This window comes from Flavobacterium profundi, from assembly GCF_006491645.1.
GTDB lineage: Bacteria > Bacteroidota > Bacteroidia > Flavobacteriales > Flavobacteriaceae > Flavobacterium > Flavobacterium profundi.
Genome location: NZ_VDCZ01000004.1, coordinates 205694 through 218262, shown reverse-complemented (window position 1 = coordinate 218262; position 12569 = coordinate 205694). Strand labels below are relative to the sequence as shown.

The following is a 12569-nucleotide window of genomic DNA, read 5'->3' as shown; positions in this document are numbered from 1 at the left end:
ACCATATAATTAAAATCATGTCAAAAAATATAACGCCATACAAAGATTCAGATTTAGGCAAAAAAGAGCAAGTTGCACAAATGTTTGATGCGATTGCCACGAATTATGACGGTTTAAATAGGGTTATCTCTTTTGGAATAGATGTTTCTTGGCGCAAAAAAGTATTACAATTAGTAGCTAACACCAAACCGGAGACCATTTTAGACATTGCTACAGGAACGGGTGATTTGGCCATCTTAATGACCAAAACAGATGCTAAAGAAATAATTGGTTTAGACATTTCAGCGGGAATGCTTGAAATTGGCAAACAAAAAATTAACGAAAAAAAACTAGATCATAAAATCACTATGGTTTTAGGTGATAGCGAAAATATTCCTTATCCAGACAGTTATTTTGATGCCATAACTGTAGCATTTGGTGTACGTAATTTCGAAAATTTAGAAAAAGGACTTGCAGAAATACTTCGCGTTTTAAAACCAAATGGGATTTTTGTTATTTTAGAAACCTCTGTCCCAACCCGATTCCCATACAAACAAGGATACGCTTTTTACACTCGATTTATCTTACCACTCATTGGAAAATTATTTTCTAAAGACAAAGTAGCATATAAATATTTATCGGATTCTGCTAATATTTTCCCTTTTGGAGAAGCTTTGAACAATATTTTAAGGAAAATTGGGTTTATAGATGTAAAGCATTTGCCTCAAACCTTTGGAGTTGCCACAATTTATCATGCATCTAAGAAATAGTATGAAAAAAAGTTTAATTTTATTGTTACTAACTACCACTATTAGCTTTGCTCAAGGTGGTTTATTTGGAAAAGATCCAATTATTAATCTCGAAAATTTCGACAAACAGAAAGTACATTGGGGTTATTTTTTAGGTTTTAATAGTTTGGATTTTAAATTTGATTATTTACAACCCGCTGAAGACGTTTCAACACAAACTACAATTGGTTTTAATGTTGGTTTAGTTGGAAACTTACGAATAATTGACCATGTAGATTTACGATTTGAACCAGGACTTTACATTACACAAAGAAATTTAACTTTTCCAGGTATAGACAATCCTGTTGATGCTTTAAGAGAAGTAAAATCAACTTATATTTATTTCCCTTTATTACTTAAATTCTCCGCAAAACGTGCTGGAAATATTAGACCTTATTTAGTGGGAGGACTTTCGACAGCTTTAAATTTAGGAAGTAATTCACAAGCACCTGATGACAACTTCAATGATCGTTTTAGAATGAAAAAATGGTCTAATTTTTATGAAGTAGGGTTTGGTATAGACTTATATTTGGAATATTTCAAGTTTTCTCCATCCATTCGTGGTGTATTTAGCATGAACGATGAATTAATACGAGACAACACACCTGATAGTCCCTGGACTGGAAATGTTCAATCCATGAAAACAAGAGGTATCTTTATTAATTTCACATTCCACTAATTTACCTTTTAAATTCACTTAAAATAATAGCTGTAGCGGTTGCCACATTTAAACTTTCAGTTTGTTGTAAGTTACCAAACCTAGGAATGGCAATTTTTTGAGTAACCAAGGCTTCAATGGAAGGAGAAATTCCATTAGCTTCATTACCCATTACAATAACGCCTTCTTTTAAAAGAGAGGCTTCATATATGTTTTTACCATCCATAAAAGTACCATAAATTGGCACACGAATTCCGCTTAATTTTTTTTCTAAATTCGTATACAAAACATTTACTCTACTTAGAGATCCCATAGTCGCTTGCACCACTTTAGGGTTATAAATATCTACTGTTTCTTCTGAACACCAAAGCGTTTCGATTCCAAACCAATCACAAAGTCGAATAATTGTCCCTAGATTCCCTGGATCTCTTACATCATCTAAAGCTAAAATTAACCCGTTAGGAGTTGTTCTTTTTTCTTTCGGAATTTTAAAAATGGCCAAACACGAATTAGGAGTAGTTAGTGCACTTATTTTCTTCAATTCACCAACCGTTATGGTATGAATTTTGTTTGTATCAACCGACAAAAACAAATCAGTTGTAGTGAATAAACTGTGTAATTCATAGTTAGCATCTAGGAACTCTTGAATTACTTTTTTACCTTCGGCAAAAAATAATTGGTACTGCTTTCTATATTTTTTTTGTTGCAGACTCGTTATAAGCTTAATTTGGTTTTTACTAAGCATAAAAATTGTATTTTTGACTAACTATATTAATCGAATTGAAAAAAATTTTTCCAAAAATAGCATTTATATTTATAACTGGCACCTTATTTTACTCTTGTTCGATGGTAAAAAAAGTTCCAGACGGCAAACAACTCTTAACGAAGAACACTGTCATAACCAATGATACTGTTGTTAAAAACGAAAGAGTCGAAAGTCTAATCAGTCAAAAACCAAATGGGAAACTTCTTGGATTTCCATTGCGTTTAGGCCTCTACAATATTGCCAAAGACAATCCTGACTCTCTTTATTACGCTTGGTTGGAAAGAAAACCCAATAGAAGAGAAAATCTAGCCAAAATTCTATCCAATAAGCAAGTAGATCGATTAAGCCAATCATTTTTGGTATCTGGATTAAGTCGCTTCTTAAAAAAAACTGGCGAAGCGCCTGTTATTATTGATTCTATTAAAATTGGTACAACCAAAAATAGACTACAAGGTTTTTATAGCAATCAAGGTTTTTTTGATGCCAAAGTAACTGCAAAAGTCGATTCTGTAGGTGTAAAAAGAGCCGAAATTACCTATCATGTAGAAACAGGAAAAGGATATATTATCGATAGCATTTCCAAACGCATTGAAACTCCAGCTTTAGACAGCCTATTTGTAAAAACACAACCACGCTCTTTAATCAAAAAAGGGGAACAATTTAACGATGAAAAGTTTGATGCAGAAAGAACGCGATTGACAACCTATTTTAGAAATCATGGGGTTTACGATTTTCAAGTCAACCATGTGAGATATGATGTAATTACGAGTGAAAAAGATACTAACATAGACATTGTATACGATATTGAAGACCGAAAAATTAAAAGAGGTGATACGCTCGTTAAGACTCCTTTTAAGATTTATAAAATCAGTCAAGTAAATATTTTCACCAACAGTCCTATAAAAAAAGGAAAATATAAAATAAGTGACAGTGTTGTTTATAATAATTATAATATTTATTCCATTGGAAAGTTAAATTATAAACCTAAAGCTATTACTGATGCCATTTTTATTGAAAAAGGAAATTATTTTAGCGACAACGACAAAACCCTAACATCCAGATCATTAAGTAACTTAAAAGTATTTAATTTTCCTAATATTGAATATATAGAAGATCTTTCCACAGAGGATGAAAATGATTTGGTAGCCAATATTTATCTTATTCCATTAAAAAAGAAAAATCTAAATGCTTCTATTGATTTCAATCATTCCAATATTCAAGATTTTGGTATTACTGGAAATCTTTCCTTAACTTTTAGAAATTTTTTTAGAAGAGCCGAAACCTTAGAAATTTCAACACGAGGTAATATTGGTTCCTCTCGAGATTTACCTAATCCAAACGGTACTTTCTTCAATCTTTCTGAATACGGAGCCGATGTAAAACTTACGTTTCCAAGAATATTTTTCCCTTTTAAAACCACTAGCATCATTAAAAAGGAAATGCTTCCTACTACACAGATGAGCTTTGGTTTAACCAATCAAAAAAATATTGGATTAGATAAAGAAAATTTCACTAGCATCATCAATTACAATTGGTTACCTAAAGACGACACCACTATTCGTTATGATTTATTAAACATTCAATTTGTTCGTAATTTAAATATCGACAACTATTTCAATGTGTATAACTCTTCTTACAACCGATTGAACGATTTAGCTCAAGTGTATGATACAACAGGAACGTATTTAGACCCAAGCACTGGAAACTTAACCAATACAAGTGCAGTAGGTTTTATTGATGCTGTTTTAAATGGTTCCATTCCAATTAACAACCAATCTTCTGACTTTAATTCAATACGAAGTATTGGAGAAAGAAGAAAACGTTTAATTGAAAACAATTTGATTGTTTCCTCTGCTTTTACCTACAATAAAAATACCCGAAAAGGCTTTCTAGATAATACATTTTATGCTATTAAAGCTAAAATTGAATCGGCAGGAAATTTAGTCAGCTTATTTGCCAAACAAGTGCCACAACCTGAAAGTGATAATGGCAATGAAACTCTTTTTGGTATTGAATATGCGCAATATGTAAAAGGAGAAGTCGATTTAATCAAACACTGGGATTTAGGCAAAAAAAATATTCTAGCTTTTAGAACATTTGGCGGAATTGCAATTCCTTATGGCAATGCCAATTCTATTCCGTTTTCACGTAGTTATTTTGCTGGAGGTTCCAATGACAATAGAGGTTGGCAAGCCTATGGATTAGGTCCTGGAAGTAGTGGCGGTATTAATGATTTCAATGAGGCCAATTTAAAACTAGCAGCCAGTGTTGAATACCGTTTCAATATAGTGGGTAAGATAAACGGTGGTCTTTTTGTAGATGCAGGAAATATTTGGAATGTATTTGACAATGTGGAAGACAAATCGTATACCTTCAATGGCATTGAATCCTTAAAAGACATAGCTGTAGGAACTGGAATTGGGTTGCGATATGATTTTGATTTCTTTGTCTTTAGAATCGATTTTGGTTACAAAGCATACAATCCTGCAAAAGAACAAAGTGAAAGATGGTTTAAAGATATAAACTTTAGTAAAACTGTCTTAAATTTTGGAATTAATTACCCATTCTAATTTTTTAAATTATTATTTTTGTAAATTATATTAAACAAACTAACTATGAATCATTCAATAAAACCTGGTGTAGCAACTGGAAATCAAGTTAAAGAAATATTCAAATATGCTAAAGAAAAAGGATTTGCATTACCAGCAGTTAATGTTACAGGTTCAAGCACAATAAACGGTGTTCTAGAAACTGCCGCTAAACTAAAAGCACCCGTTATCATTCAGTTTTCAAATGGTGGTGCTCAATTTAATGCTGGAAAAGGGCTTTCAAATGAAAATCAAAAAGCAGCTATTTTAGGAGCTGTTGCAGGAGCAAAACACATACATGAATTAGCAGAAGCTTATGGAGCAACTGTCATTTTACATACTGATCACTGTGCGAAGAACTTATTACCTTGGATTGATGGTTTATTAGATGCTTCAGAGCAATTTTACAAAGAAAAAGGAAAGCCTTTGTTTAGTTCTCACATGATTGATTTATCAGAAGAACCAATAGAAGAAAATATTGAAATTTCTAAAAAATATTTAGAGCGCATGAGCAAAATGGACATGACGTTAGAAATTGAATTAGGAATTACAGGTGGTGAAGAAGATGGTGTAGACAATTCTGATGTTGACAGTTCCAAATTATATACACAACCTGAAGAAGTAGCTTACGCATACGAAGAATTAATGAAAGTGAGTCCGAGATTTACCATTGCAGCTGCTTTTGGAAATGTACACGGGGTTTACAAACCAGGAAATGTAAAATTAACTCCAAAAATATTAAAGAACTCTCAAGAATATGTTCAAAACAAATACAGCACAACGGCAAACCCAGTTGATTTTGTTTTCCATGGTGGAAGTGGTTCTACACTAGAAGAAATTAGAGAAGCGATTTCTTACGGAGTAATTAAAATGAATATTGATACCGATTTACAATTTGCTTTCACAGAAGGAATTCGTGACTATATGACGAAAAATATCGAGTATTTAAAAACTCAAATTGGTAGTCCAGAAGGTCCAGAAAGTCCAAACAAAAAACACTATGATCCAAGAAAATGGATTAGAGAAGGTGAAGTAACATTTAACAAAAGACTTGAGCAAGCATTTGCCGATTTAAATAACGTTAACACTTTATAATTAATTTAGAATTTAAAATTTAGAATTAAGAAATTACGATTTCTAGTTCTAAATTTTGATTTTACAACTTCTAACTTCAAGAATTATGGCTTGGTTTAAAAGAAAAGAAAAAGGAATTCAAACAGCAACAGAAGATAAAAAAGATGTTCCTAAAGGTTTGTGGTACAAATCGCCAACAGGTAAAATTGTAGACACTGAGGAACTAGCAAAAAATTTATGGGTAAGTCCAGAAGATGATTTTCATGTACGAATAGGGAGTGCCGAATACTTTGAAATTTTGTTTGACAACAATGAATTTAAAGAATTAGATGCTAAAATGACTTCTAAAGACCCTTTGAAGTTTGAAGACACTAAGAAATATGGCGATCGTTTAAAAGATGCTATGGAAAAAACCAAATTAAAAGATGCGGTTCGTACTGCAGTTGGAAAATCGAAAGGAAAAGACTTAGTAGTTTCATGTATGGATTTTGCTTTTATTGGCGGTTCCATGGGAGCGGTTGTAGGAGAAAAAATTGCTAGAGGAATTGATTATGCTATCCAAAACAAAATACCTTTTGTAATGATTTCTAAATCGGGTGGTGCCCGAATGATGGAAGCGGCTTATTCCTTAATGCAGTTAGCCAAAACTTCTGCTAAATTAGCGCAATTAGCTGACGCAAAAGTACCATATATTTCACTTTGTACAGATCCAACTACAGGAGGAACTACAGCTTCTTATGCAATGTTAGGAGACATCAACATTGGAGAACCAGGTGCTTTAATTGGTTTTGCAGGTCCGCGTGTGGTAAAAGACACAACAGGTAAAGATTTACCAGAAGGCTTCCAAACTTCAGAGTTCTTGTTAGAACACGGATTCTTGGATTTTATTTCGCACCGAAAAGAATTAAAAAACAAAATCAACTTATATATTGATTTGATTTTAAATCAAGAAATACGATAAAAAGAAGCCAGCAAAATTGCTGGCTTTTTCTTTTTCAATCCTTTAGCAAAAAAGCGATAGAAAACCTTTCAAAAAACAGCTAAAAGTTTTTGATTATATCTAAAAATAATTATATTTGCACTCCAATTTAGCGGGTATGGTGAAATTGGTAGACACGCCAGACTTAGGATCTGGTGCCGCAAGGTGTGAAGGTTCGAGTCCTTTTACCCGCACAACAAAAAGCTGAACAATGGTTCGGCTTTTTTTATGGTATTTATTTACAGATTTGAAATATAACAACTATAGTTGTTCATTATATATTTTTTGTTCACGGAAAACATTTTCGCGTTATTAGGGATAGAATAATAATTATTTAAAAAAAACTTTTCATAATATATTAAATTAATTATTTGCAATCGGTCCATTTTTCTAAAAACAGATAGTTTCTTGCAGGTATCTTTTTAAAAACTTCATATTTATTTGTTTCATCATTAAATCTCAAAACACACAATATATTATCACACTTTTTTTTATACAAAATATCTCCAACCTCCAATAAATCATGATCTGTTAAATTATATGCAACTAAATGCTGAAGCTCACCTTTACTAAAAATCCTAATATAACCATTTATATTCTCATCTATTGATTCTACTTTAAAACAAAGCTTATTTTTATAAGTTTCAACAACATTTTTAAAAACTAGAACACGATTGATTAGGTAAAATAATACAAAAAATATAATTAAACCAATTTTAAAATATTTATCAGATTTTTTCTCCATAAAAATTTAAACATTATACATCAAAAAATTTCAATTTCATTACCGATAGCTCGGATTCACTTCGCCAATTCGGCTGAAGCTTTGGGTGCAATCCGTTCCAGTAATATTAATCAAAAGCAACCTAACCTTTCTTCAAAAATAAATAAAATTAATAGCTTTTTGGATGTAAAAAATACCTTTTAGCTTGTAATGACAACCTTTTTGCTTATTAAAAGATGCTTTTTGAATATAATTTGAACCTATTCGTTTATAATTACAAGCTTTTTGATTACAAATAGAAGCTTTGAGGTTGTAAATAATACCTTTTAGCTTATTATTAGAAGCTTTGAAGTTTTAATTAGAATCTTTTAGTCTATAATTATGCGCTTTTAGATTATAAATAGCAGCTTTTAGATTATTGAGAGATGCTTTTAGGCTTAAAATATAAAACCACTCTTTAAGGAGTGGTTTTATATTTAGCTATTTTGAGAGCTATTCATTGCATTTCAATTCATATGCTTGTAATTCCTCTAGTTCTTTAGCAACTATCAGAGACCATTCTTTTTGTTTTTCTTTATTAGAATAAACATTAAGATCATAAAGCATATTATATTCATTTTTCTCTTGTGCTAGAATTGAAAATACTTTCGAATAGGGACCACTGTGATTCACTTTTAGTTTATTCAAACTATCAAAAGCCTTTCTTATTTTTCTAGCATAAATTTCAGCAATATCAAAATGCAATTGTTCATGAGCTAATGTAGAACTATCATTAACAATTCTCCATGATTTGCTTTTAATAAAAAAAGACTTAACCTCTAATCTTGGCAAACCATCTATAAATTCATTTTTTGTTATTTCTAAACTTGTAAAAACTGCAGCATCAGCTAAAGGATTATTAATAGTATCTGGTGTACCTAAAAAATCATCCCAATTCAGCTTTCTTTCTGAGCACCATTGAACTAAATTCTTTTTATCAATACTTTTATTACTTAGTAAAAAAAATATTACACCAATAAAAATAATAAAAATTTTATTCATATTTCTTAATTTTTTTTGGAACATTTCTAAAATTTATAATAGAATTATTTCCTCTCCCCTTATTATTTAAAACATCTCCTTCGGCAACTTTTATTCTTCTCCAATCTATTCCATTTCTAATCAGGTAAGCCTCAATGGCTCTAGCTCTTGCAAGCATTAAAGCCGAAACTGTTGTTGATATATTATTTAAATAAGCTTGCGAATCACGATTCATAATCACATTTGGTTTATCAAATACACCATTACCTCTAATAAATAATGTTATTTGAGGATATTCCTTAAGTGTTTTTAAAATGTAATCAAAAACTTCATTATTCTTTTTGCTATCTCTTATTACATCAGAACTACTTTTAAAACTAATATTTACATTTAATATAAAATCAAAATCTTCAAACATCATTGGCAGTTTAAAATTAACTGTTGGTGGTTGTAAAGCTTTAAAAGGTTGTAAAGTTAAGTAATTCTGTAATTCTCCCATAAAAGGTTCTCTAACTACTTTATAGCTCCTACTACTTCCTTTGTCTGATCCATACCATCCAAAATCTGGTTTTTCCCATGATTCCGCTATTGATTCCTCCCTGCCACCACAATTACAATTCTTTCCTGAGAAAATTCTTTTAACTCCATTTTTTGCTCTTCTGAATAAATTTCCTATAACATTTAATATTCCTAATCCATATTCATCTCTATATAAAACAGGATTATTATCACTAGCCACATAAGGTGATTGATAATTCACAAAGTCCGCCATTGGGTCTTGTACCATAAATCGTGCCAATGCAGGGTCATACATTCTTGCTCCCAAATCGTACATGTTTAATCCTAACTCATTTTGCAACTCTTTACCGTTGTATTTATACTTATAATTTGGTTGTGCATTATCTGCATTATATCCTTGGTGTTTTAATCCATACGGATAATAATGATTTTCTTCTAAAACGGGGCTTACAAAATAATCATTACAAATTAATGCTCCACTCTTTGGACTTGTAAAACAAACTGTTGTGTGTTCCATTCCAAGAAAACCATTTCCATCAACATCTGAGTAACTCAATCTTATGTTTCCTAAATGGTCTGTATAGTTAAAAACATATTTGAAAGTGGGACTTACTCTACAAGTAGAACATGCCTCAGGAATGTGATACTTTACATATCCTTCTGCATGTGGAAAAAACTGCAATAATCCGTCTAAATACTGAAAACCTCCTAATAAGTATTCTGTAGTAGCTACTACACTATTTTCAGATACTTTTTTACTTATCTTCTGACCAGTTGCACTATAAAGATAGGAAATTTCATTCCCATCTTCAAATAAAATATGAGTAGGCAAATTATAATGGTTATAAGTAATGGATTGAATATGCTTATTTTTATCTCTTGTAAGATTACCATAATCATCATACTCATAATCATCTCCACTCGTATTTCCGTCCACAAAACCTTCTGGTGAATTTGTGTTATCATCTACACGCATCAATTGATTTTTATTATTGATATCATAATGATAAATCAAATCATCCATAGGAATGGTATAATTAGTATCATCTATAACCCCATATCTACTTAAATCTTTAATATTACCATTTTTGTCATAATTTATGGTTTCTCGGTAGGCATTTAAAGGGGTCGTTTCTCCTACTCTTTCGTATTTAGCATCTAATAGCCTATTTAAATGATCATAAGCATAATTGTATCTTCTTAATTTATTATCACTTGATGTCTTCCAATATGTCTCTGCTATATTACCATTAAATAAAGGAGTTGCTTCTTCTGCATCATTATATCTAATCTTAAAAGCAAATAAATCACTTCCTAAATTATTTACATCGTTAATATTTTTTAACCAACCTCTAATATTATAAGTATAGTCAACAATTTGTAAAGCCGTATTTCCTGTTGTATCTGTACCCCCAACATTTTTACTCACCAGTTGCCCTAATTCATCATAGGTGTTTTTTACAATTAACTGTTCTACCCCACCATTTACTTGTTGGGTATGAAGACTTAAACGGTCTTGTTCCGTATAAGTATAATTATCCCTAACTGTAAAAATATTTGCACTATTACTATCATGTTTATTAATAGTAATTGTGTATAGTGTTTTACCTGCCCAATCGAGCTTATTATCAATTTGGGTGTAACCTCCCAGAGAATTAGAAACATAGCTTCTTACTGGACGATATTGTACATCATATAAACTATAGCCTATTTCTGCTGCATTGGGATTTGTAGCATCCATTACTTTAACCCAAGAACCTGTCAACAATCCTTTTACGTCTGTTGCTAAAGCTTGTCCCTCAACGTCAGTTGGAAGTGAAGGAGCTCCTGGATACGTATACGAATCGTAAAAGTTTTTTGTTAAAATAAGATCATCAATGGCTAAAGTAAATGGATTACTCCCTGAATTAATATTATCTTGATAAGTTGCTCTATCTGTGGAAGAAACAGCCATTTGTTTCCAACCAGTTTGTGTAACTCTACCAAAAACATCATATTCTGTAATCATCCAACCTAAAGTAGTTCCTCCATAAGGTGTAAAAGCTGGTCCATTAGCTACTGGACGATCTAATCTATCATAAATAATGTATTCCCAATCCTTACCAGGCAATTTTTTCTCTATAATACGATTACGTGTATCATATTTATATTGATAACCTAAATTTTCAATTTCTGAAAAATTAAGTGTGTAAGAATATGTTGTTACTCCACCAAAAACATTAGAATCCAAGGGTTTACTTAAATTTTGAGATATTCCTGGAAGAGATGTAAAATATATCTGCGGATTATTTACATCATAATCCTCAAAAAAAAGTTTATTATTTTCAATTTTTACAATAAATTGATGATTACTGGTATAATAAAAATCAACATATCCTAAAATCATATCAGGTATAGGTGCAACAGCATTAATCTGAAATTGTTTTGTTAAATCAAAAGTAGATTGTACTCCTAAACCAGCAGATAAGTTTAAACTTATAGTACTATTCTGGATTTGAATAGACATTCCTCCTCCACCAGCTGTTACAGGATTACCTGAAGAATCTATTAAAAATTCTGAAATGTTAAAATATTGAGAGTAAGTATAAGGTGTTTGATTTGTCTGAACACTAACTATATTATCTGAAGCCTGAGGCGGAACTACATAAGTTAAATTACCAATAGCATCATATATATAGTAGGTATCAAACTTTTGTCCGTTATTAAAACTTCTTTTAAGAACAGTTCTATCTAAATTATCAACATACTCCTCAGTAGTATTATTTACACCATCTAATGCTTGCCAATTTTCATTTTTTACAGTATTTTTATATATTGTATTTGGATTATAATATCCTAAACACTCTAAAGTATAATTGATACCATTCTTTGTAACTTTAAAACGAAATACTTCGTCGCTCTCTGAATTTAAATCGTAACCGTATTTTACCTCATGACCACTATCTATAGCCCAAGATGCTCCAGGAGCGGACTGTCTCATCACTCGATTTAATGGAGAACCATCATATATTTTTTCACTAAATGGAAAATTAGTCGTTTCAAAATTGGGATTCGTACTACTTGAATAGTAATTCGACTGACTACTTAATGCACTGGAATCAAAATCTAAAGTCGAACTCGATCGTACGTAAGGTAAAAAATCTTTTGCTTGTCTTCCAAAACCATCATACTCCATTGGAATGATAATATCATTTCCTTCTCCTGATTGTTTATAAGCAACTTGCTGAACTGGTCTACCCAAACCATCAAAATACTGAACTTGAAGTACAGCATCTGTTGGATTAGTAGGATCTAGCGTATTCTGAGTGGTTTCTTTTTTGTATTTGATTGTTTTTATATAATTTTTATCTTGACTTTGGGAAAAAGAAAGCAACGAAAAAAGCAAACTAATTACAACAAAAAATACATTACTAGTAATTCTCAACTGACTATTTAAAAATGAAAAAGGTAAAATACTTTTCATTTGACTATTCT

Annotated in this window: 9 protein-coding genes and 1 tRNA gene; 6 read left to right on the top strand and 4 right to left on the bottom strand. The window is 31.1% G+C overall.

What is annotated here, in order from left to right; translation table 11 throughout:
• Nucleotides 1-17: 17 nt before the first annotated feature.
• Entirely contained in the window at nt 18-749 is a 732-nt protein-coding gene (ubiE, locus tag FHG05_RS07620) for a bifunctional demethylmenaquinone methyltransferase/2-methoxy-6-polyprenyl-1,4-benzoquinol methylase UbiE (RefSeq protein WP_140997422.1), read from the top strand.
• Nucleotide 750: 1 nt separating this feature from the next.
• Entirely contained in the window at nt 751-1446 is a 696-nt protein-coding gene (gene porT / locus FHG05_RS07615) for a type IX secretion/gliding motility protein PorT/SprT (protein ID WP_140997421.1), read from the top strand.
• A 1-nt stretch (nt 1447) separates the two neighbouring features.
• Here porT and FHG05_RS07610 read toward each other — a convergent pair whose 3' ends face one another.
• Nucleotides 1448-2170, bottom strand: a complete 723-nt coding sequence (locus tag FHG05_RS07610; RefSeq protein WP_140997420.1) for a TrmH family RNA methyltransferase — start codon at nt 2168-2170, stop codon at nt 1448-1450.
• A 101-nt stretch (nt 2171-2271) separates the two neighbouring features.
• Between FHG05_RS07610 and tamL the strand changes: the two genes are divergently transcribed.
• The 4 genes from tamL to FHG05_RS07590 all read left to right on the top strand — a co-directional run bounded on the left by tamL (nt 2272) and on the right by FHG05_RS07590 (nt 7026).
• Entirely contained in the window at nt 2272-4761 is a 2490-nt protein-coding gene (tamL, locus tag FHG05_RS07605) for a translocation and assembly module lipoprotein TamL (RefSeq protein ID WP_140997419.1), read from the top strand.
• 45 nt (nt 4762-4806) lie between these two features.
• A complete protein-coding gene (gene fbaA / locus FHG05_RS07600) occupies nt 4807-5874 on the top strand; it encodes a class II fructose-bisphosphate aldolase (protein ID WP_140997418.1) in 1068 nt (355 codons plus the stop codon).
• Between the two features lie 85 nt (nt 5875-5959).
• Nucleotides 5960-6814, top strand: coding sequence for an acetyl-CoA carboxylase, carboxyltransferase subunit beta (gene accD, locus FHG05_RS07595; RefSeq protein WP_130736752.1), 855 nt, complete (start codon nt 5960-5962; stop codon nt 6812-6814).
• Between the two features lie 130 nt (nt 6815-6944).
• Nucleotides 6945-7026, top strand: a tRNA-Leu gene (locus tag FHG05_RS07590).
• 173 nt (nt 7027-7199) lie between these two features.
• Here the strand turns inward: FHG05_RS07590 and FHG05_RS07585 are convergent.
• The 3 genes from FHG05_RS07585 to FHG05_RS18535 form a co-directional block, all read right to left on the bottom strand.
• Entirely contained in the window at nt 7200-7577 is a 378-nt protein-coding gene (locus FHG05_RS07585) for a hypothetical protein (RefSeq protein WP_140997417.1), read from the bottom strand.
• A gap of 471 nt (nt 7578-8048) precedes the next feature.
• Complete coding sequence (locus FHG05_RS07580; protein ID WP_140997416.1) at nt 8049-8597, bottom strand: hypothetical protein; 549 nt, start codon at nt 8595-8597, stop codon at nt 8049-8051.
• Nucleotides 8590-12558, bottom strand: a complete 3969-nt coding sequence (locus tag FHG05_RS18535; protein WP_198172265.1) for a DUF6443 domain-containing protein — start codon at nt 12556-12558, stop codon at nt 8590-8592. The genes FHG05_RS07580 and FHG05_RS18535 overlap by 8 nt, the downstream gene beginning before the upstream one ends.
• Nucleotides 12559-12569 lie beyond the last annotated feature (11 nt).

Excerpts from the sequence above, each read along its gene's own strand:
- ubiE (WP_140997422.1), top strand. The coding sequence starts at position 18 with ATGTCAAAAAATATAACGCCATACAAAGATTCAGATTTAGGCAAAAAA.
- porT (WP_140997421.1), top strand. The coding sequence starts at position 751 with ATGAAAAAAAGTTTAATTTTATTGTTACTAACTACCACTATTAGCTTT.
- FHG05_RS07610 (WP_140997420.1), bottom strand. The coding sequence starts at position 2,170 with ATGCTTAGTAAAAACCAAATTAAGCTTATAACGAGTCTGCAACAAAAA.
- tamL (WP_140997419.1), top strand. The coding sequence starts at position 2,272 with ATGGTAAAAAAAGTTCCAGACGGCAAACAACTCTTAACGAAGAACACT.
- fbaA (WP_140997418.1), top strand. The coding sequence starts at position 4,807 with ATGAATCATTCAATAAAACCTGGTGTAGCAACTGGAAATCAAGTTAAA.
- accD (WP_130736752.1), top strand. The coding sequence starts at position 5,960 with ATGGCTTGGTTTAAAAGAAAAGAAAAAGGAATTCAAACAGCAACAGAA.
- FHG05_RS07585 (WP_140997417.1), bottom strand. The coding sequence starts at position 7,577 with ATGGAGAAAAAATCTGATAAATATTTTAAAATTGGTTTAATTATATTT.
- FHG05_RS07580 (WP_140997416.1), bottom strand. The coding sequence starts at position 8,597 with ATGAATAAAATTTTTATTATTTTTATTGGTGTAATATTTTTTTTACTA.
- FHG05_RS18535 (WP_198172265.1), bottom strand. The coding sequence starts at position 12,558 with ATGAAAAGTATTTTACCTTTTTCATTTTTAAATAGTCAGTTGAGAATT.